Raw genomic sequence first — 21,010 nt, 5'->3', positions numbered from 1 at the left:
GAATTAATAGGATGCGATCCGAAAGGCTTTCGCAAATGCATCATATTCTCGTCCAGATCGCAATTTATCTCGGGGCGGCGGTGATCGCCGTGCCGCTCACACAACGTTTTGGTTTTGGTTCCGTCCTCGGCTTTTTGGTCGCCGGGTTGATGATCGGCCCGGTTCTCGGGCTGGTCGGGGCGGAGACCGAAGAGCTGCGCCATTATGCCGAATTCGGCGTGGTTCTGATGCTTTTCCTCATCGGTTTGGAGATTAAACCGAAAGCCTTGTGGGAGATGCGGCGGAAGCTTCTGGGCCTCGGCGGCGCGCAGGTTCTGCTGACGCTGGCGGCGATTGCGGGCGTTGCTTTTGCGTTTGGGATTAGGTGGAATCAGGCGCTCGCGCTCGGGATCATCCTGTCGCTCTCCTCGACCGCGATCGTGATGCAGACGCTCAACGAAAAACGCCTGTCGCGCTCGACGGGCGGGCAGGCGTCCTTTTCGGTTCTGCTCTTTCAGGACGTCGCCGCGATCCCCTTCCTCGCCATCATCCCGCTGCTTGCGCCCTGGTGGGCCAAGCCCTCGGGGGAGGCGGCTGCGGCGGAGGAAACCGCCAGCGTTGTCAGCGAGTTGCCGACCTATCTTCAAGCGCCGGTCGTGATCGGCGCCGTGGTCGTGATGCTGCTCGCGGGCCGCTATCTGACGCCCCATATTTTCCGCTTCATCAGCCATTCGAAGCTGCATGAAATCTACGTCGCGACGGCGCTGCTCTTCGTCGTCGGCGTGGCGCTTTTCATGGAAGCGCTCGGCCTTTCGCCCGCGCTCGGCACCTTCCTCGCGGGCGTGGTCCTCGCGACCTCTGAATACCGCCACGAGATCGAGGCGGACATCGCGCCCTTCAAGGGGCTGCTGCTCGGCCTCTTCTTCATCACCGTCGGCGCGAGCATCGATCTTGGGCTGCTCGTCGAAATGCCCTTTGTCATCATCGGGCTGACGATCCTGCTGATGGCGATCAAATTCGCGGTTCTGTTCATCGTCGCGATCACGGCGAAGCTCAAAGGGCGGGACCGTCTGCTCTTCACCCTCTCGCTGGCGCAGGCCGGGGAATTCGGCTTCTTCCTGCTCTCCTTTGCGACGGAAACGCGCGTGCTCTCCGCCGAACGCGGCGATCTGGTGCTGATGGTCATCTCCATGTCGATGTTCCTAACGCCGCTTCTCTTCATCACCTATGAAGCCATCGCCGCGCGTTACAAGGCGGCGCAGTCGCTGGAGCCCGATGATATTGATGCCAGCGGGCCGGTCATCATCATCGGCGTCGGGCGCTTTGGTCAGGTGGTCAACCGGATGCTCAAAGGCACCGGCCACGAAACCGTGCTCATCGACAGCAATCACCGCACGATCAACAACATGCGCCAATTTGGCATCCGCAGCTATTATGGCGACATTTCCCGCCCTGCGACGCTGGAAGCGGCGGGCGTTGGCGGCGCGCGGGCCGTGGTGGTCGCGATTGACGATCCTGAAAAATCGGTGCGGATCGTTGAATATCTGCACCGCTATCACCCGGATGTGCGGATCATCGCGCGGGCGCGCGATCGCCACCATGTTTACCAGCTTTACGCCGCCGGGACCGAGGATTCGGTGCGCGAGGTGTTCGACAGCGCCGTCCGGGCCGGGAAATACGCCCTTGAGGCGCTTGGTCATGAGGATTGGGAGATCGAGCGGTTCGCGGAAGGCTTTGTCGAGCATGACCGCGCGATGCTGCGGGAACTCGCGACCCTCTGGGACCCCGAAAAACCGATCATCGACAACAAGCCTTACATGGACAAGGCGCGCGAGCAGCATGAACGCATCGAGGATGAGCTGCGCGGGCGTCTGGCGGCCAAGGATGAAGCCGCCAAGAAGCGTAAGGAAGAAAAAGAGAAAAAGCGCAAAGAGAAGCAGAAGGCTCGTGAAGAGGCGGATGCGGAGGCCGATGCGCCAGCCCCCAACGACGAACAGGAGAGTCTATCGTGACCGAATTTAAAAAGATCCTTGTCGCCAACCGCAGCGAGATCGCCATTCGCGTGATGCGCGCGGCCAATGAACTCGGCAAGCAGACGGTCGCGGTTTATGCGGAGGAGGACAAACTGTCGCTCCATCGGTTCAAGGCGGATGAGGCCTATCTGATCGGGCAGGGGCTTGGGCCGGTCGCGGCTTATCTGTCGATTGAGGAAATCATCCGCGTGGCCAAGGAATCGGGCGCAGATGCGGTGCATCCGGGCTATGGGTTGCTCTCGGAAAACCCGGATCTGGTGGAAGCCTGCCGCGCCAATGGGCTCACCTTCATTGGTCCGAAAGCCGAAACCATGCGGATGCTTGGCGACAAGGCCAGCGCGCGGAAAGTCGCGATCGAGGCGGATGTGCCGGTCGTCCCGGCCACCGAGATCCTGCCCGACGATATGGACAAGGTCCGCCAGATGGCGGACGAGGTCGGCTACCCGCTGATGCTCAAGGCAAGCTGGGGCGGCGGCGGGCGCGGGATGCGGCCGATCATGAGCGCCGATGAGCTGGAATCCAAGGTCCGCGAGGGCAAGCGCGAGGCGGAAGCGGCGTTCGGCAATGGCGAGGGCTATCTCGAAAAGCTGGTCCAGCGCGCGCGGCATGTCGAAGTGCAGATCCTTGGGGACAGCCACGGCGAGATTTACCATCTCTGGGAGCGCGACTGCACCGTTCAGCGCCGCAACCAGAAGGTCGTCGAGCGCGCGCCTGCGCCGTATCTGACGCAAGAGCAGCGCGAGGAGATTTGCAATCTCGGCCTGAAAATCGCACGCGCGGCGAATTACGAATGTGCCGGGACGGTTGAGTTCCTGATGGATATGGACTCGGGGGCGTTCTATTTCATCGAGGTCAACCCGCGCGTTCAGGTGGAGCATACAGTGACCGAGGAAGTCACCGGGATCGACATTGTCCGCGCTCAGATCCTGATCGCGGAAGGCAAGACGCTGGAGGAGGCCACCGGTGTCGGCTCGCAGGAAAACGTCCGTCTCAACGGTCACGCCCTGCAATGCCGCGTCACCACGGAAGATCCGCGCAACAACTTCATCCCAGATTATGGCCGCATCACCGCCTATCGGGGCGCGACCGGGTTTGGCATCCGTCTCGATGGCGGCACGGCCTATTCCGGCGCGGTGATCACGCGCTATTACGACAGCCTTCTGGAAAAGGTCACCGCTTGGGCGCCAACCGCCGAAGGCGCGCGCCTCAGGATGATCCGGGCGCTGCGCGAATTTCGTATTCGCGGGGTGGAGACGAATATCAACTTCGTCGAAAACCTGCTCCAGCACCCGACCTTCCTCGATGACAGCTACACCACGAAATTCATCGACACGACCGAGGATCTCTTCGATTTCCGCAAGCGCAAGGACCGGGCGACGCGCCTGTTGACCTATCTCGCGGACATCACCGTGAACGGCCATCCGGAGACGGCGGGGACCGAGCGGCCTGATGTGGAAAAAGTGATCGTCCCCGCCCTTCGCGGCGAGATTCAGGACGGCACCCGCCAGCTTCTGGAGGCCAAAGGCCCGCAAGCGGTGGCGGACTGGATGCTGGACCAAAAGCGCCTGCTCATCACGGACACCACCATGCGCGACGGCCACCAATCGCTGCTTGCGACGCGGATGCGCACCCATGACATGAAGAAAATCGCGCCGGCTTACGCCCACAATCTGCCGCAGCTTTTCTCGGTGGAATGCTGGGGCGGCGCGACCTTCGACGTGGCCTATCGCTTCTTGCAGGAATGTCCGTGGCAGCGCCTGCGCGATCTGCGCGCCGCCATGCCGAACCTCATGACGCAAATGCTGCTGCGCGCCTCCAACGGCGTCGGCTACACCAACTATCCCGACAATGTGGTCGAAGCCTTTGTGAAACAGGCGGCGGAATCCGGGGTCGATGTGTTCCGTGTGTTCGACAGCCTCAACTGGGTCGAAAACATGCGCGTCGCGATGGATGCGGTGATCGAGAGCGGCAAGATCTGCGAGGGCACGATTTGCTACACCGGCGACATGATGGACCCGGCGCAGAACAAATATGACCGCGCCTATTATATCGACATGGGCAAGGCGCTGAAGGCGGGCGGCGCGCATGTTCTGGGGCTGAAGGACATGGCCGGGCTGCTGAAGCCCGACGCCGCCGATGTGCTGGTCCGCGCGCTGAAAGATGAGGTGGGTCTGCCCGTCCATCTGCACACCCACGACACCAGCGGGATTTCCGCCGCCTCGATCCTCGCGGCGGCTCATGCGGGCGTCGATGCGGTCGATCTGGCGGTGGACGCGATGTCGGGCGGCACGTCGCAGGCCTGTATGGGCTCGGTTGTCTCCGCGCTCCGACATGGCGAGCGAGACACGGGCCTCGATCTCGACGCGATCCGCGAGATTTCCAACTATTGGGAAGGCGCGCGCAAGCTCTACGCGGCCTTTGAAAGCGGGCTGGAAGCCCCGGCATCTGAGGTCTATTTGCACGAAATGCCGGGTGGGCAGTTCACCAATCTCAAGGCGCAGGCGAAAAGCATGGGGCTTGAGGAAAAATGGCCGCTGGTCGCGAAACGTTACCACGAGGTCAACGAGATGTTCGGCGATATTCCGAAGGTCACGCCATCCTCCAAGGTCGTGGGCGACATGGCGCTGATGATGGTGAGTCAGGGCCTGACCCGCGATGAGGTCGAGGACCCGAACCGCGACGTCGCCTTCCCCGACTCCGTGATCGACATGATGCGCGGCAATCTCGGCCAACCGCCGGGCGGCTGGCCCGAGGCGATCCAGAAAAAGGTGCTGAAAGGCGAGGCAGCGATGACCGAGCGCCCCGGTGCGGTCCTGCCTGCGGCGGATCTGAAAGCGCTCCGGGCAGAGCTCGAAGAGAAGGTCGGTGATTTCCCCGTCGATGACGAGGATTTCTGCGCTTACCTCATGTATCCCAAAGTCTTTCTCGATTATGTCGAGCGTCACAAGCCTTACGGGCCGGTTCGCGCGCTTCCGACGGATGTGTTCTTCTACGGCATGGAACCGGGCGAGGAAATTTCCGCCGAGATCGACCCCGGCAAGACGCTGGAAATCCGCCTCTCCGCCGTGGGGGACACCCATGCCGAGGACGGGATGGTGAAGGTGTTCTTCGAGTTGAACGGCCAGCCGCGCAACATCCGCGTGCCGGACCGTCATGCCGCGGCGAGCATCGCGACCCGTCCGAAGGCCGAGGAGGGCAACGCCAATCATGTCGCCGCGCCGATGCCGGGGATCGTGGCGTCCGTCGCGGTCTCGCAAGGGCAGGAGGTCAAGAAGGGCGATATGCTGCTCACCATCGAAGCGATGAAGATGGAGACGGCCTTGCATTCTGATCGTGACGGGACCGTCGCCGCCGTGCATGTTGGGGCGGGGGATCAGATTGATGCGAAAGACCTGCTCGTCGCTTTTGAAGACTAAACTCGCGGTTTTGTTCAGCCTTTCTCTCGCGCTGCCTCTGGCGGCGCGGGAGCTGGAGCCCGATGAAAGCCGCTATCTCGACATGCAGCTTGATGCCTTTCTCGGCGCGTTCGAGACTGGCGAGTGGAGCCTTGTCGTCGATTTTCTCCCGCCGTTTTTGCAGGAGGAATTGCTGACCCCGGAGGGGGAAGACACCGAGGTCGTGCCGGTGGCCGAGCCGGACGACGCGCCGTTGCCAAACACCGAAGAGCCGCTCCCGGAATCAGACCCAACCGACCTAGAGCCAACCGACCCCGAACCGATTGCCGAGGAACCCGGCACCCCGCAAGACGGCACTTACCGTGGCCCCTCCGTGCCGCGCGCGCTCACGAGCCGCACCCAATATATGCACCGGCTCAAGGTGGAATCCGAGCTCGCCCTGCGCTTCGAAGGGCTGGAACTCGCCAATGGCCGCGTGACCACGCCGCCGCCGATCACGATCAGCGAAACGCTCATGCTGGTGCCGGATCTCGGCGCCATTCCGCGCGTGCCGCCGCCGGGGTTCAAGCCGCCCATGGTCTCGCAGGGCTTCGGCTATGTCGTGCTGCCGGTGATCTTCGATGCGGCGGTGGACGGACAGGCGCAGCCCCTCACGACCGATGTTCTCGCGCTGCATGACACGGAAAGCTGGTATCTGATGATGCTGGAGGATCTCACCTGGGTCATGAAGCTCGCCGACCACTATCCATTCCTGCGCGCCTCCTTGCCGAACCTGCCGGAAAATAACGAGATCCCTCTTGCTTTTCCGCTCGAACGCGCCACCTCTCCTGAGCCGGACTTTCTCGCCGGTTCCAACGAATAGATCTGTGCCATGATTGAGCTTCTCTCCGATCCCGCCGTCTGGGCGAGTTTTGCGACGCTGACGATTCTCGAAATCGTTCTGGGGGTCGACAATGTGATCTTCATCTCCATCGCCACCTCCAAATTGCCGGAAGCGCAGCGCCCGCGGGCGCGGTTCATCGGCCTTGCCGGGGCGCTAGTTTTGCGCGTCCTCTTGCTGCTCTCCATCGCCTGGATCATCGGGCTGACGGACCCGTTCATGACCATCAAGGGCTTTGATCTTTCGTGGCGCGACGTGATCCTGCTCGCGGGCGGTCTCTTCCTCATCTACAAGGCGACCGACGAGATCCATCACGAGATGGAAGAGCCGGAGACCGAGCATCAGGCGATCCGTGCGGGCTTTTCCAGCGTGATTTTCCAGATCATGATGCTGGACCTCGTCTTCTCCCTCGACAGCGTGATCACCGCCGTCGGCATCGCCGATCATATCGAGGTGATGATCGCCGCCGTCGTCGTCGCCATCGTTGTGATGATGGTCGCCGCCACGCCGATTGCGCGCTTTGTGGAGCAGCATCCCTCCACCAAAATGCTGGCGCTCGCCTTCCTCGTGATGGTCGGCATGGCGCTGATCGCGGACGGCCTTCATTTCCACGTCGAGCGCGGGTTTATCTACGCCGCCATGGTCTTCGCGGGCTTCGTGGAATTCCTCAATCTGCGCCGCCAGAAGAAGCGCGGCGGCCGGGCCGATTACCAAACCGACGGCAGTCAGGGACTGTAGAAAAAATTTCGGAGTGGCTGCATTTTCGTGTTGCAGCCACTTCTGAAATCTCTATACATCGGCCTCACCCAAGGACGCGGGCGTAGCTCAGGGGTAGAGCACAACCTTGCCAAGGTTGGGGTCGTGAGTTCGAATCTCATCGCCCGCTCCAAATTTTCTCAAGAAAATCAGAGAATTTTATCCCGATCTTCGGATCGGGATCTCTCTATGTCTGGCCATTGCCTTAAAAATTTGCAATTTGTTAAGAAGTGAACAAGATTTACATTAATTGCAAAATAACAATCTGTGGGTGGGTAAGACATGGATGGGACAAAGTTAGATCATAACGGACATCTTGCAATGCGGCTGCGGGACATTGAGACGCAGCCCTATGACGAGACCGTTTATCTAGCACGGATTCCGGTTCAGCAGCGCAGTCGTGAGAAGGTGGATCAGATCTGCGATGCGTTCCGGGAATTGATGCACGATATTGATTACAACGACATCACGATGCGCGACATCGCGGATAAGTCGAATGTGCCGGTGGCGACGATTTACCAGTATTTCGCTGCCAAAAGCGCGATCCTTCTTTATATCTGGTCGGGCTTTGCGCGCGGCTATTACGACTCCTTCCTGACGCTGGCCGAGGAGACGCTCGGGCGGAACGATCCGCAAGGGATGCTGACGCTGATGGACGGGATGTTCGATCACCTGATGCAGATCTACCGGGCCGACCCGGCGATTGCGGCGATCAAGGATCAGCTCGAACACCGGGCCGAGTTTCGCGAGGTCTATGCCAAGGAGCTGGCGATCGGCTCCAATATCGTCGGCGAATTCATCCTTAAATCGGGCCTCGTGAAAGATCGCAATGATGCGTTTTACGATGCGCTGATCTCGGTCGCCATCGGCAAGGCGGCGCTGCGTGTGCTGCTTTGGGTGCCGCAGGACGAGGCGGAAGCGGGGCTCCGGGCGCTTAAGCGCATGTTCAGCCGGGCCATCGACTCGGCGAAGCGTGAGCAGGGGATGTAAGCGCGAAAGGGCGGGTCAGTCCGCGAAGGACCGGCTCGCCTTGATCTGATCCCAGGCCCAGACGACCTCGCGCAGACGGTCCTCATCGTCGCGCTTGCCGCCGTTCATGTCCGGGTGCAGATCCTTCACAAGGCTCTTATACACCTTGCGAATTTCCGATTTCGTCATGCTGTCCTTGGCGTCGAGAATGCCAAGGGCCTTGCGCTCTGTCGGGGGCAGGCGGCGCGTTACATCGCTGCCTTCGCGGCGGCGCGTCGCCTTGTCGCCCAGAACCTCATGCGCATCGTTAATGCCGAAGCGCTGCCACGCCGCGGCCTCGGGGTTGCTGCCGAGCGGTTTCGTCTGGCCCCAGCTCTTGCTGTCCTTGAACCGCTGCTCCAGCTCGTCCTCCGGGACATTGGCGAAGTAATTCCAGTTGGCGTTGAACTCGCGCACATGCTGCATACAGAACCAGTAAAACTCGTCGAGACGGTCCGGGCTCTTCGGCGCGCGGTATTTGCCCGCATCATCGCAACCCGGATGGTCGCATTTGCGCGACGAGGTCTCGAAAGCCCCGGACATGCCGCGACGCCCTTTCCGCCGCTTCTTTTTGTCAGAAGAGACGGAAATATCAAAGTCAAAGGGCGGTTTCTCAGCCATGCGCCAACTCCTCGGAATGGGCCAAAATGTCGGTCCGGGCTTTTCGCGCCGGAGGCAAGAGTTTAGTGTTTTTATCGGGCTTCCCCAAGAGGGGCAGGCAAATTTTTTCCGTGAGAGGTGAATATGAGCAGAGCGGACAGGTTGGAGACGGTGCTGACAGAGGCCTTTGCGCCCAGCCATCTGGAGGTGATTGACGAGAGCGAGCAGCATCGCGGCCATGGCGGTTATCGCGAGGGCGGCGAGAGTCATTACCGGATCGTGATGCGCGCGGCGGCCTTTGACGGCATGAACCGGGTTGCGCGTTCGCGCGCGGTGCATAAGGTTCTCGCCGATGAGCTGGAAGGGGAGACCGCGATCCACGCGCTTGCGCTCCAGCTTCAGGGAGAAGCAGAGGCATGAAAACAGTTACGATTTTGGTGTTTTGCGCGGCGCTCGCCGGATGCGGCTTTGTCGGCGGCGTGGCGGGGACCGGGCTTCAGGTCACGGGCGCGGCGATCACGACCACCGGCACGGTGATCGGTGCCGCCACGAAGACGGCACCGGAGATGTCAGAAGATCAGTCGCGCTGAAGTTTCGGGGCGGCGGCTTTCGGCTCCGAGGTGGCCGTCATCGGCTCACGCGGGGCTTCGGCCACGACACCGCTTTTCACGCGGCGGAAGATCAGCAGCGTTTGCAGCTCTTCGGAGCGGCGGCCAAAAAGGCCACGTTTCACATCCGCCGGGATCTGCTCGGTGCGGTAATACTCCCAGCCCCCCAGCGATTGCTCGTTCAACACTTCGGTCAGCGTGACCGCGAAGCGCTGCTCTTCGCCCTTCACGCCCGCACGCTTTTCGGCACGGCGCGGCGAGGGGATCGCCTTATATTCAAAATTGCTCATGTTTACTGTCCCAGCTTTTTGCTCACCAATTCATTGACAGCTTTCGGGTTGGCTTTGCCGCCCGTCGCCTTCATCACCTGACCGACGAACCAGCCGGCCAGTTTCGGGTTTTCCTTCGCCTTCGCGACCTGATCGGGGTTGGCAGCGATGATCTCATCGACCGCCGCCTCGATCGCGCCCATATCGGTCACCTGCTTCATGCCGCGCGCGTCGACGATCTCAGCCGGATCGCCGCCCTCGGACCAGACGATCTCAAACAGCCCCTTGGCGATCTTGCCGGAGATGTCGCCCTTGGCAATCAGGTCGATGATCCCGCCAAGCTGATCGGCAGACACCGGGCTCTCGCTGATCGACAGGTCCTCTTTGTTGAGGCGGCCAAACAGCTCATTGATCACCCAGTTCGCCGCCGTTTTACCATCGCGGCCCTTGGCAACCTTTTCGAAAAACGCGGCATCCTCGACTTCGGCGGTCAGAACGCCGGCATCATATTCCGTCATCCCGAAATCATTGACGAACCGCGCTTTTTTCGCGTCCGGCAACTCCGGCAGGCTCGCTTCGATTTCATTGACCCAGGCTTGCTCAATCACCAGCGGCAGCAGGTCCGGGTCCGGGAAATAACGGTAATCATGCGCCTCTTCCTTGGAGCGCATCGAGCGGGTTTCTCCCTTGTTCGGGTCGTAAAGCCGCGTCTCCTGATCGACGCTCCCGCCATCCTCTAAGATCGCGATCTGGCGCGCCGCTTCCACGTCAATCGCCTGCTGGATAAAACGCATGGAGTTCATGTTCTTGATTTCGCAGCGGGTGCCGAGATGCGCAAAATCGCCGCTCTCGATGAATTTCTCATAATCGCCCGGCTTGCAGACAGAAACGTTCACATCCGCCCGCATCGAGCCTTCCTGCATATTGCCGTCGCAGGTGCCGACATAGCGCACGATCTGGCGCAGCTTGCGCAGATATTCCGCCGCTTCCTCCGGCCCGCGAATATCGGGGCGCGAGACGATCTCCATCAGCGCGACGCCCGTGCGGTTGAGGTCCACGAAGGACATATGCGGGTCCATATCGTGGATCGACTTGCCCGCATCCTGCTCTATATGGATCCGCTCGATCCGCACCTTGCGCGCGACACCGGGCGCCATATCGACCAGCACTTCGCCTTCGCCGACAATCGGGTGGTAAAGCTGGCTGATCTGATAGCCTTGCGGCAGGTCAGGGTAGAAATAATTCTTCCGGTCAAAGGCCGATTCGAGATTGATCTCCGCCTTGATCGCAAGGCCCGTGCGCACCGCCTGCTCAACGCAGTAATTGTTGATGACCGGCAGCATCCCCGGCATCGCGGCATCAACGAAACTCACATGGGAATTCGGCTCCGCGCCAAACTCGGTGGACGCGCCCGAAAACAGCTTGGCGTTGCTTTTCACCTGCGCATGGACCTCCATGCCGATCACGACTTCCCAGTCGCCTTGCGCGCCGTGATAAGTTTTGGCCTTGGGGGCCTCGTAAGCCAGCTCGGTCATGGATACGTCCTCTTATTCCACGGGCGTTTTAGGACAGAGGGCGGGCGCGGTGCAAGAGGCCGCAAACGGGCGCGCGATCAGGAAAGAGCGAGGGCCCGTTCGATCTTGTCGAAGGTGCTGCCCGGCTCCAGCAGGGACTGGTTGCGATCCTGCGGCAGGCTGAGGACTTTTTGCTTGAGAAACTCGGTCGCCTCGACGGAGCCTTGCGGCAGGGCCGACGGATCAATCGGCGTGCCAAGCTCCACCTTATAGCGCTGCTTGTCCTTGTTCAGCACCTCATGAAAGAGGGTGATGTCGCGCAGCGTCGGGTGCAGTTTGTCGAAAAGATAGAACAGCGCCGAGTTGCGCGCGGTCATATGCATCGGGATCACCGGCATATTGAATTTGCGCGCCATCATCGCCGCCGAGGCCATCCATTCACGCTCATGCAGGCGGAACCGGCGGCGCTTGGCGAGGCGGCCCGAGGGGAAAATCACCGCCAGCCGCTCCTTGGCTGCCGCGTCCTTCGCATAGGCCAGCGTTTCGCGGTTCTGCGCATGGCTGCGCTTGTCCTCGCGCCACTCCACCGGGGCGATGATCTCGCGCAGTTGCGGCAGGATGCGCAGCGCATCTGCATTGGCGAAAAAGAACATATCCGGGCGGCGCTGCGCGATCAGCTTCCACAGGATAATCCCGTCCGCGATCCCGGTCGGGTGGTTCGAGACGATCATCGCGCGGCCCGAGGCCGGGATATTCTCCAGCCCGCTGATCTCGGTTTTCCGGGCGATCATATCGGCCATGAAATCCATGATCGTGGGGCTGTCCCAATGGCGCAGCTGCTCGCCGACCTTGAGCGCCTTGTCATAGCCAAGCAGCAGATGCAGCGCGCCGCGAATAGGGCGCATGACCATACCGTCGCGATACATCCAAGGGGCGCGCTCGGCGATCAACGGATCAAGCCGCTCGCGCATGGACATCGCCATGATCTCCTCCAGGTCGGGGGAGGTCGGGGCCCGCGATTCCGTCATCTGGTCAGTCATCCCAATTATTTTCGCCCCAAGCACATAGCGGATCAAGAAATTTTAACGATCCGCCCTGTGCATTGGCGCGAAGCGGCCCATCTGTCAACTCTGACCTGACAGGCGGCTGAGCATTTCGCGCAAATTCGCCGACAGCCCATCCTGCGCCAGCAGGCGGTTGATTTCCTTATCCATTGTCGCGGCGAGATCGCTTGGCAGCAGCGCTTTGGCCTCAAACGCGGTCGAGAGCCGCGCCGCCACCGCTGGGTTGAGTTTGTCGAGTTTCGCCAGCCAATCGGCGAGCCACGCATAGCCCTTGCCATCGGCGCGGTTGAACCCGGCGAAATTCCCGCCCCCGAAAGCGCCGATCACCGAATAGACCAAATTGGGGTTTTTCGGATCAAAAGCAGCATCTTGCGTCAGCGCCTCGGCCACATCGAGCGCGCTGTCCGGATCGCTCATTCGCGCCTGCATGGCGAACCATTTCGTCATCACCAGCCGGTTGTTTTGCCATTGTTCGCGGAAGGCTTTCAGCGCCTCATCTGCTGCGCCCGCCGGGATGAGCGCCGTCAGCGCCGCGATCTGGTCAGTCATATTATCCGCCGCCGCGTAGGCCGCGCGGGCGGTCTTCGCCTCAGGCTCCAGCTTGGTGAGCAGGAACAGCAGCCGCCCGGTCAGCGCACGTTTGCCCGCATCCTCGGGGTCCGGCGAATAAGGTCCATCCACCAGATTTTCCTCGTAAAGCTCCCGCGCGAGCGGGCCGAGTGCTTCGGCCAGCGACTGCGTGAGCGCGTCCCGCTGATCATGAATCTCGCGCGGCGCGCGCGGTGTGCCGAGCCGCGCCAATTCCTGCGCAACCTCGCCCGTGGACGGAATTCCAAGTAATTGCGCCCGATACGCCGGTGCCAGATCCCGGTCCGCCAGCGCGGTTTTCAGCGCGTCGACATGCTCCGGCGACAGCTCCGTCTGCCCGTCCAAGAGCCGCGAGCGCATCAGCCGGTTGCCAGCGTCCCACCGGGCAAACGGGTCCGTATCATGGGCCAAGAGGTGAATATCATCCGCCGACCCGCCGGGCCGGTCCATCGTCACCGGGGCCGAAAAGCCGCGCAGCAGCGACGGCACCGGGCGGCTCGCCGCCTTGATGCTGATCTCGCCCGTTTCCTCGGTCAATTCAAACACCTGCTCCTCGCCGATCTGCCCGCCATTCTCGCCAAAAAACGCGAGGCGGATCGGGATATGCATCGGCTTCGGCGCGGGCTGGCCGGGAATCTGCCGCAGCGATTGGGTGAAACGCAGCGTGTAGCGACCCTCCGCAAATTCATCCGTCACCGTCAGATGCGGCGTGCCAGCCTGCTGATACCACAGCTTGAATTGCGTGAGATCCCGGCCCGTCGCATCCTCAAACACCTTGAGCCAGTCCTCAATCGTGCAGGCCTCGCCATCATGCCGGTCGAAATAGAGCGCCAGCGCTTTGTCATATCCCTCCGGCCCGACGAGTTCCGCCAGCATCCGCACCACTTCCGCGCCTTTTTCATAAACGGTCGCGGTGTAGAAATTGTCGATCGCCTGATACGCTTCCGGCCGCACCGGATGCGCCAGCGGCCCGGCATCTTCGCGAAATTGCGAGACGCGCAGCCCCATCACATCGCTGATCCGCTTGACCGGGCCGAGCCGCATATCGGCGGTAAAACACTGGTCGCGATAGACGGTCAGCCCCTCTTTCAGCGACAGTTGGAACCAGTCGCGGCAGGTGATCCGGTTGCCCGTCCAGTTGTGGAAATATTCATGGGCGATCACGCTCTCGATCCCCTCGAAATCCCCATCGGTCGCGGTGTCCGGGCTCGCGAGCACATATTTCGCGTTGAAGATGTTGAGCCCTTTATTCTCCATCGCGCCGGCGTTGAAATCATCCACCGCGACGATCATGAAGAGGTCGAGATCATATTCGCGGCCGTAAACCTGCTCGTCCCAGGTCATGGATTTTTTGAGGCTTTCCATGGCGAAGCCGGTGCGCTCCAGATCCTCTTTGCGCACCCAGATCTCCAGCGCGACGTCCCGGCCCGAGCGGGTGGTGAACCTGTCCCGCCGCGCCTCCAACTCGCCTGCAACGAGGGCGAAAAGATAGGAGGGTTTGGGGAAGGGGTCGTGCCACTCGGTAAACCCATCCCCCTCATCGACCCGGTTGCCATTGGAAAGCCGCACCGGGGTCTCTGCCTCGATGCGCACGGTATAGACCGCCATCACATCGGGCCGGTCCGGGAAGAAGGTGATGCGCCGAAACCCCTGCGCCTCGCACTGCGTGGTGTAGAGCCCGTTCGACATATAAAGCCCTTCGAGCGCCGTATTGCCGCCCGGATTGATCTCCGTCTCCGCCTCCCAGTCAAACGCGCCGTCCGGCAGCAAATCCTGCGGCACGGTCAGCCCGCTTTCATCCGGCGTGATCTCCGGTGGCAGCGCCTTGCCGTTCACGCTCGCCGAAATCAGCGTGAGATCCCGCCCGTCGAAACGCAGATCATGCGGCCCGTCCGTGCGCGCCGGGTTCGGCACAACGCGCAGTTTCGCGATCACCCGCGTCGCCTTCGGATCGAGGCGGAAGGTCAGATGCACCGTCTCCACCAGAAAGGCGGGCGGCTGGTAATCGGCGAGTTTGGTGATGGTGGGGGCGGCATCGCGCATAATCGGCTCCTTCGGCTTTGGGCGAGCCTAGCGCGCCGCGCCGCGAGCGCAAGATGGCGGATCGTTCAGTTTGTCAGCATCTCGCCCGCGCGCGCGACGGCGGTGAGGGTCAGATCCTCCGAAAGCGCCACAAAATCCGCGTCACTCCCCGGCAGGAGCGCGCCCTTGCGGGGGAAAAATTCCATCATTTTCGCCGGGGTGGTGGAGGCGGCGGTCAGCGCGTCCTCTATCCGCGCGCCGCCCGTCTCATGCAGGTAGCGCACGCAGGAAATCATATCGCAATCCGCGCCCGCCAGCGTGCCATCGGCGAGGGTGAGCCGGCCCGCCTTGCGGTAAATCTCGCGGCCCTGAACCTTGAAACTGCTCAGGTCGGTTCCGGCCACGGCCATCGCATCAGTCACCAGATAAATCCCGCCCGGTCCCGCCTTCGCGCGCAGCGCGATGCGCAAGGCGGCGGGATCGACATGCACACCATCGGCGATCAGCCCCGCACTCAGCCGCCCGTCATCAAGCGCGGCCCCCACGAGACCCGGCGCGCGGTGGCCGAGCGGGCTCATGGCATTGAACAGATGCGTCACCGAGCGCGCCCCCGCATCCGCATAGGCCCGCGCCGTCTCGGAACCGCATTCCGCATGGCCAAGGCTGACCCGGATGCGCGCGTCGACCAGCGCGGCGACCTGTTCGGGCGTCACCGAGGCCGGGGCGACCGTCACCAAAAGCGCTGGAAGCTCCTTGCGCGCGGCGATCAGCATGGCGAGATCAGCGTCTTCCATCGCCCGGATGCGGCGCGGATCATGCGCCCCGTGCCGCGCCGGATCGAGATGCGGCCCCTCCAGATGCAGCCCCAGAAAACCCGGCATCCGCGCCCGCGTCGCGGCGGCCCCGGCCTCGAGAACCGCGCGGGTCACTTCGGGCGTGTCGGTGATCAGCGTCGGCAAAAGCGCCGTGGTCCCGCCCGCCTGATGCGCGGCGATGATCGTCTCGATCTCGGCCACACCGGGCGACGCGCCCAGCATCACACCGCCGCCGCCATTCACCTGAAGATCGACAAAACCGGGCGCGAGCATCGCCCCCATATCGGTTCGGGCGGTGTCCTTCGGCAGATCCGCGACCGGGCAAATCCGGTAGACACGCCCCGCCCGGATCTCCAGCGCGGCGTTTTCATGCCATGCGGTGCCATCGAAAATCCGCCTTGCGGTGACTGCCTGTTCCATCGCGCTGCCCTTTTTTCTCAACTCTGCCGCTGCGGCGCGCGCCGCGCAAGCGTCAGATCGCTTTTTGCAGGGCCGCCGTGTCGATCAGGATCGTCGCGGCGAGCGGCAGGGCGGCGGCCCCAAGGCTCCGCGCCTCGGGGCCGAGCGTGCCTTCGATGATCTTCGGCGGCGCGATCCCGGTGAAATCCTGCCGCATCAGCGCCTCCTCGACCCGCGCCACCATGCGGCTGCGCAGCCGCGCGGGCATCCACCCATCAATCACCACCGCGGGGAAATCGACCACCGCGCAGGACGCCGCAATCGCCTGCGCCATCGCCTCGCTCGCCTCGCTGAGCCATTCGGTGGCGATCCGGTCCGGGATCGGCCAATCCTCGCGGTCGGTCAGAATACTGTCCTCTCCATGCTGTTTCAGCTTCTTCTCCAGCGTGTGAATCGACGCAATCTCAATCAGTTGCTGCGTCTTACCGTTCAGCGTCACCGGTATGGAGCCAAGCGCGCCCGCATTGCCCGTGGGGCCCGTATAGGCCGTGTCGCTGAAGACCACGCCGCCGCCGATGAAATAGCCGAGATAGAGATGCAGAAACTCGGACGGCAGCTCCGCCTGACCAAAAATCAGCTCCGCGCCGCAGGCCGCGCTGGCGTCGTTTTGAAGGTAAACCGGGAAGGGCAGGGCCTGCGCGAGCAGCGCCTGCATATCCACATCGCGCCAGCCTTCCATCGCCTCCGGCGCGACGCCGATCACCCCCGGCCAGTTCCACAGATTGCCCGGCATGGCGATTCCAAGCCCCGCGATCCGGTCCCGCTCGCGCGGCTTGCGGCTCTTGGTGATGGCGCGGATTTCCTCGGTCAGAAAAGCGGTGATGTCCTCCGGAGCCGGGTGGCCGTAAACCCGGCTCCGGCGCTCCAGAATCTGGCCAGAGAGATTCGTCAGAATAACCTCCGTGCTGCGCCGCCCGACTTTGACGCCAAAGAAAAACGCGCCTTCCGGGTTCAGCGAAAACGGCACCGAAGGCTGACCAACGCGCCCGCGCACCGGCTCGCCCCGCAGGATCATCTCGTCCTTTTCAAGCTGCCGCATGATGACCGACACCGTCTGCGCCGACAGCCCCGTGACCTTGGCAATCTCGGCCTTCGCCAGCGCGCCATGGCGGTGCAGCAGCGTCAGCACGAGCCGCTCATTATAGGCGCGGATCGCCGATTGATTGCTGCCGCGAGGCGAGTCAATTGCGATATCAGCCATGTTTCGATCTCCCTGTCTGCCGCCAATCATGCGCGTATTTTTGTCGCGGCTCAATAAATAAATAACGCAGATTTATTTATTGACATTTTAGCGGTCCCCCCCGCAGTCTGAAGGTCGCGGTGTGCAGACCGCCAGATGATTCCAAGGGAGGACAGGAATGAAAACGACTTTGAAATGCGCTCTTTTCGCCAGTGTCGCCGTCGCCGGTTTCGGCTCGGCCGCTTTCGCGCAGGATGTGGGCGCGTGCCTCATCACCAAGACCGACACCAACCCGTTTTTCGCCAAGATGAAGGAAGGCGCGACCGAGGCCGCCGCCGAGAACGGCATTGATCTGTCGACCTATGCGGGCAAGATCGACGGCGATGTGGAAACGCAGGTCGCGGCGATTGAAACCTGCATCGCGTCCGGCGCGAAGGGCATTCTCATCACCCCGTCCGACAGCCGCGCGCTGACCCCGGCGGTCGATCAGGCCCGCAATGCCGGGATGCTGGTGATCGCGCTCGACACCCCGTTCGAGCCCGCCGATGTGGCCGATGCGACTTTCGCGACAGACAATTTCAAGGCCGGTGAGCTGATCGGCCAGTGGGCGGCGGAAACGCTCGGGAGCGAAGCGGAAGACGCGAAAATCGCCTTCCTCGACCTCAACCCCTCCGAAGTCTCGGTCGATTATCTGCGCGATCAGGGCTTCATGTCCGGTTTCGGCATTGATTACAAAGAGCTGACCGATATTGGCGACGAGGATGATCCGCGCATCGTCGGCCATGACGTGACCGATGGCAACGAGGATGGCGGGCGCACCGCGATGGAGAACCTTCTCCAGATCAACCCCGAGATCAACGTCGTCTACACCATCAACGAGCCGGCGGCTGCTGGCGCTTACGAGGCGCTGCGCTCCGTGGGCAAGGAAGAGCAGGCCACGATCGTCTCCATCGACGGTGGCTGCCCCGGTGTGCAGAACGTTGCGGATGGCGTGATCGGCGCGACCGCGATGCAGTTCCCGCTCGACATGGCCGCCAAGGGCATCGAGGCGATCAAGGCCTTTGCCGACACGGGCGAGAAGCCGGAGAACACCGAAGGGCTGGAATTCGTCGATACCGGTGTCGAGCTGGTGACGGACAACCCGGTGGACGGGCTCGAGTCGATCACCTCGGAAGAGGCGCTGGAGCGCTGCTGGGGCTAAACCCGCACAATAAAACGGCCCGGCACTGACCGGGCCGACAGTCCAAAGGGAGGTTAACGATGAGTGACACACCCCCTCCGCCGCCACGCCAGCGGCAGGAGTTTGAAAACACGCTCGATCAAAGCGACACCGCCGTCGCCAGTTTCGAGCCCCGCCGTCGCGGCTTTCTCGACCAGGCGCAGCATTTCCTCCACGGCAACCCGACCATGGTGCCGGTGATCGTGCTGCTCCTCTCCCTTGCCGTTTTCGGCGTGGTGGCGGACAATTTCTTCTCCGCCTTCAACCTGTCGCTGATCATGCAGCAGGTCTCGATCATCGGGATGCTGGCGGCGGCGCAATCGCTGATCATCATCACCGCCGGGATCGACCTCTCGGTCGCCGCGATCATGGTGCTCTGCTCGGTCATCGCGGGCAAACTCGCGGTGGAAATGGGCGTCCCGTCGATCATCGCCCTGCCGATCTCCTTCGCCATCGGCGCGTTTTGCGGCTGGCTCAACGGCAAGCTGGTGACATGGGTGAAACTGCCGCCCTTCATCACCACGCTCGGCACATGGAACGTGTTTTACGCGCTGCTCCTCTACTTCTCCGGCGCGCAATCCATTCGCGGCGCGGATATCGACACGAACGCCCCCTTCCTCAAATTCTTCGGCAATTCCTTCGGCATCGGCGGGGCGCAGATCACCTTCGGCTCGATCCTCATGATCGTCGTCTTTGTGGTGCTCTGGTATATGCTCAACAAAACCGCCTGGGGCCGCCATGTCTACGCCATCGGCGATGACAAGGAAGCGGCGGACCTCTCCGGCATCCAGACCGACAAGGTGCTGACCTCGGTCTATATCCTCGCCGGTCTCGTCTGCGCCATTGCGGGCTGGGCCTCCATCGGCCGCGTCGGCTCGATCTCGCCGCAGTCCTTCTACGAGGGCAATCTGCAATCCATCACCGCTGTGGTGATCGGGGGCATCTCGCTCTTTGGCGGGCGCGGCTCGATCCTCGGGGCGCTCTTCGGCGCGCTCATCGTCGGCGTGTTCCAGTCCGGCCTGCGCCTCGCGGGTGTGGACGTGCTCTGGCAGGTCTTCGCGACCGGCTGGCTCATCATCATCGCGGTCGCCATCGACCAATGGATCAGAAAGGTATCGGCATGACGGAACCTATTTTGAAAGCGCGCGGTCTCGTGAAGCGCTATGGCCGCGTGACCGCGCTCAACCAGGCCGATTTCGACCTGATGCCGGGAGAAATCCTCGCGGTGATCGGCGATAACGGGGCCGGAAAATCCTCGCTCATCAAGGCGATCTCCGGCGCGGTTCAAGTGGATGAGGGGACGATCGAGCTGGAAGGCAAACCAGTCAATTTCCACTCCCCCATGGATGGCCGCAATGCCGGGATCGAGACGGTCTATCAAAACCTCGCCCTCTCGCCCGCGCTCTCGATTGCGGACAATATGTTCATGGGCCGCGAGATCCGGCAGGAAGGGTTCCTCGGCCAGTATTTTCGCAAGCTCGACAACGGCAAGATGCGCGACATCGCCCGTGAGAAGCTCTCCGAACTCGGCCTGATGACCATCCAGAATATCGACCAGCCGGTGGAAACCCTTTCGGGCGGACAGCGGCAGGGGGTCGCCGTGGCGCGCGCCGCCGCCTTTGGCTCCAAAGTCGTCATCATGGACGAGCCGACCGCCGCGCTCGGGGTCAAGGAAAGCCGCAAGGTGCTGGATCTCATTCAGGACGTGAAATCGCGCGGGATGCCGATTGTGCTGATCTCGCACAACATGCCCCATGTGTTCGAGGTGGCGGACCGCATCCATGTCCACCGTCTCGGGCGGCGGCATTGCGTCATCAATCCGGAGGACTACACCATGTCCGACGCGGTGGCCTTCATGACCGGCGCGAAAGAGCCGCCCCCGGAGGCCGCGTGAGCGAACCCGTAACCCGCGCGGAGCTGGTGGACCGGCTCCGCGCGCTCGACTTATCCACCCGCAAGATCGTCGCCATTGTCGGCGCACCGGGTGCGGGCAAAAGCACCATCGTCGAGGATCTGGCGGGTGCCGTGCCGGGCGCCGCGATCCTGCCGATGGATGGCTATCACTATGACGATATGGTCCTCGTCCCCCGCGGTGACCGCCCGCGCAAGGGCGCGCCATGGACCTATGATGTGGACGGGCTGGCGACCACGCTCGCCCGGCTCGCCGCCGATGATGGACGCGACGTGGCCGTGCCGGTCTTCGACCGCAGCATCGAGATTGCGCGGGCCGGCGCGCGGATCATCACGCCTGAGGCGCGGCTCATTCTGGTGGAGGGCAATTATCTGCTGCTGGACCGCGACGGCTGGCGCGATCTCGCCCGCCATTATGATCTCACCATCCTGCTCGACGTGCCCCTTGAGGTGATCGAAGCGCGGCTCGCCGCCCGCTGGAAGGACATGACGCCCGAAGATGCAGCGGTCAAAATCGGCGAGAATGATCTGCCGAACGCCCGGATCGTGATAGACGAAAGCCGCCCCGCCGATCTGCGCCTCAAGAACGGGTGAGGGCAGGGCGCGCGCGTCTGTTCGCAAATTTGTGAACGCTCGCAGCGCCTTGCCTTGCAGGCGTGAAGCGCGGGAAAGCGTGGCGTTCTGTCGCAGCCGCCTTGCCCCATGCACAG

At 62.4% G+C, this 21,010-nt stretch carries 18 protein-coding genes and 1 tRNA gene; 12 read left to right on the top strand and 7 right to left on the bottom strand.

Going from position 1 to position 21,010, the window contains the following annotated elements; all coding sequences use genetic code 11:
• Nucleotides 1–35 precede the first annotated feature (35 nt).
• The 6 genes from ACMA5I_RS06305 to ACMA5I_RS06280 all read left to right on the top strand — a co-directional run bounded on the left by ACMA5I_RS06305 (nucleotide 36) and on the right by ACMA5I_RS06280 (nucleotide 8,033).
• The gene (locus ACMA5I_RS06305; protein WP_525885388.1) at nucleotides 36–1,991 is read left to right on the top strand and encodes a monovalent cation:proton antiporter-2 (CPA2) family protein; all 1,956 of its coding nucleotides are present in this window, start codon (nucleotides 36–38) and stop codon (nucleotides 1,989–1,991) included.
• Nucleotides 1,988–5,428: a pyruvate carboxylase gene (locus ACMA5I_RS06300; RefSeq protein ID WP_525885387.1), complete on the top strand. Its 3,441-nt coding sequence runs from the start codon at nucleotides 1,988–1,990 to the stop codon at nucleotides 5,426–5,428. Before ACMA5I_RS06305 ends, ACMA5I_RS06300 begins: the two co-directional genes overlap by 4 nt.
• 10 nt (nucleotides 5,429–5,438) lie before the next feature.
• Nucleotides 5,439–6,269, top strand: a complete 831-nt coding sequence (locus ACMA5I_RS06295) for a hypothetical protein (protein WP_525885386.1) — start codon at nucleotides 5,439–5,441, stop codon at nucleotides 6,267–6,269.
• Nucleotides 6,270–6,278: 9 nt separating this feature from the next.
• Nucleotides 6,279–7,025 (top strand): TerC family protein, encoded by a 747-nt coding sequence (locus tag ACMA5I_RS06290; RefSeq protein ID WP_525885385.1) that lies wholly within the window; start codon nucleotides 6,279–6,281, stop codon nucleotides 7,023–7,025.
• A gap of 76 nt (nucleotides 7,026–7,101) precedes the next feature.
• A tRNA-Gly gene (locus ACMA5I_RS06285) sits at nucleotides 7,102–7,176 on the top strand.
• Nucleotides 7,177–7,364: 188 nt separating this feature from the next.
• Nucleotides 7,365–8,033 (top strand): TetR/AcrR family transcriptional regulator, encoded by a 669-nt coding sequence (locus tag ACMA5I_RS06280; protein WP_525885384.1) that lies wholly within the window; start codon nucleotides 7,365–7,367, stop codon nucleotides 8,031–8,033.
• Between the two features lie 15 nt (nucleotides 8,034–8,048).
• Here ACMA5I_RS06280 and ACMA5I_RS06275 read toward each other — a convergent pair whose 3' ends face one another.
• The gene (locus tag ACMA5I_RS06275; RefSeq protein WP_525885383.1) at nucleotides 8,049–8,672 is read right to left on the bottom strand and encodes a DnaJ domain-containing protein; all 624 of its coding nucleotides are present in this window, start codon (nucleotides 8,670–8,672) and stop codon (nucleotides 8,049–8,051) included.
• Nucleotides 8,673–8,795: 123 nt separating this feature from the next.
• On the opposite strand from ACMA5I_RS06275, the gene ACMA5I_RS06270 reads away from it, so the two are divergent.
• Entirely contained in the window at nucleotides 8,796–9,071 is a 276-nt protein-coding gene (locus ACMA5I_RS06270) for a BolA family protein (protein WP_525885382.1), read from the top strand.
• Nucleotides 9,068–9,241 carry a hypothetical protein gene (locus ACMA5I_RS06265; RefSeq protein ID WP_525885381.1) on the top strand — a complete coding sequence of 58 codons (174 nt, stop codon included), beginning with the start codon at nucleotides 9,068–9,070 and terminating at the stop codon, nucleotides 9,239–9,241. The genes ACMA5I_RS06270 and ACMA5I_RS06265 overlap by 4 nt, the downstream gene beginning before the upstream one ends.
• Here the strand turns inward: ACMA5I_RS06265 and ACMA5I_RS06260 are convergent.
• From ACMA5I_RS06260 to ACMA5I_RS06235, 6 genes are all read right to left on the bottom strand, one after another.
• Nucleotides 9,229–9,549, bottom strand: coding sequence for a hypothetical protein (locus ACMA5I_RS06260; protein WP_525885380.1), 321 nt, complete (start codon nucleotides 9,547–9,549; stop codon nucleotides 9,229–9,231). The two genes, ACMA5I_RS06265 and ACMA5I_RS06260, sit on opposite strands and share 13 nt — an antisense overlap.
• A 2-nt stretch (nucleotides 9,550–9,551) precedes the next feature.
• A complete protein-coding gene (gatB, locus tag ACMA5I_RS06255; protein WP_525885379.1) occupies nucleotides 9,552–11,063 on the bottom strand; it encodes an Asp-tRNA(Asn)/Glu-tRNA(Gln) amidotransferase subunit GatB in 1,512 nt (503 codons plus the stop codon).
• A gap of 77 nt (nucleotides 11,064–11,140) precedes the next feature.
• Nucleotides 11,141–12,082 carry a 1-acyl-sn-glycerol-3-phosphate acyltransferase gene (locus ACMA5I_RS06250; protein WP_525885378.1) on the bottom strand — a complete coding sequence of 314 codons (942 nt, stop codon included), beginning with the start codon at nucleotides 12,080–12,082 and terminating at the stop codon, nucleotides 11,141–11,143.
• A gap of 84 nt (nucleotides 12,083–12,166) precedes the next feature.
• Nucleotides 12,167–14,737, bottom strand: a complete 2,571-nt coding sequence (gene pepN, locus ACMA5I_RS06245; protein WP_525885377.1) for an aminopeptidase N — start codon at nucleotides 14,735–14,737, stop codon at nucleotides 12,167–12,169.
• Between the two features lie 65 nt (nucleotides 14,738–14,802).
• Nucleotides 14,803–15,951 (bottom strand): N-acetylglucosamine-6-phosphate deacetylase, encoded by a 1,149-nt coding sequence (gene nagA / locus ACMA5I_RS06240; protein WP_525885376.1) that lies wholly within the window; start codon nucleotides 15,949–15,951, stop codon nucleotides 14,803–14,805.
• A 52-nt stretch (nucleotides 15,952–16,003) separates the two neighbouring features.
• Nucleotides 16,004–17,191, bottom strand: coding sequence for an ROK family transcriptional regulator (locus ACMA5I_RS06235; RefSeq protein ID WP_525885375.1), 1,188 nt, complete (start codon nucleotides 17,189–17,191; stop codon nucleotides 16,004–16,006).
• Between the two features lie 157 nt (nucleotides 17,192–17,348).
• On the opposite strand from ACMA5I_RS06235, the gene ACMA5I_RS06230 reads away from it, so the two are divergent.
• From ACMA5I_RS06230 to ACMA5I_RS06215, 4 genes are read left to right on the top strand one after another with little or no spacing between them, the layout of a single operon-like run.
• A complete protein-coding gene (locus tag ACMA5I_RS06230; RefSeq protein ID WP_525885374.1) occupies nucleotides 17,349–18,371 on the top strand; it encodes a sugar ABC transporter substrate-binding protein in 1,023 nt (340 codons plus the stop codon).
• Between the two features lie 59 nt (nucleotides 18,372–18,430).
• Nucleotides 18,431–19,513, top strand: a complete 1,083-nt coding sequence (locus ACMA5I_RS06225) for an ABC transporter permease (protein ID WP_525885373.1) — start codon at nucleotides 18,431–18,433, stop codon at nucleotides 19,511–19,513.
• On the top strand, nucleotides 19,510–20,283 hold the full coding sequence (locus tag ACMA5I_RS06220) for an ATP-binding cassette domain-containing protein (protein ID WP_525885372.1): 774 nt from the start codon (nucleotides 19,510–19,512) through the stop codon (nucleotides 20,281–20,283). Before ACMA5I_RS06225 ends, ACMA5I_RS06220 begins: the two co-directional genes overlap by 4 nt.
• Nucleotides 20,280–20,894, top strand: coding sequence for a nucleoside/nucleotide kinase family protein (locus ACMA5I_RS06215; protein ID WP_525885371.1), 615 nt, complete (start codon nucleotides 20,280–20,282; stop codon nucleotides 20,892–20,894). Before ACMA5I_RS06220 ends, ACMA5I_RS06215 begins: the two co-directional genes overlap by 4 nt.
• Nucleotides 20,895–21,010: the final 116 nt, after the last annotated feature.

This window comes from Jujubicoccus corallicola, from assembly GCF_047345645.1.
GTDB lineage: Bacteria > Pseudomonadota > Alphaproteobacteria > Rhodobacterales > Rhodobacteraceae > JBLEFH01.
Note: the sequence above shows the minus strand (reverse complement) of the source record. Positions and strands in the feature narration are given on the sequence as shown.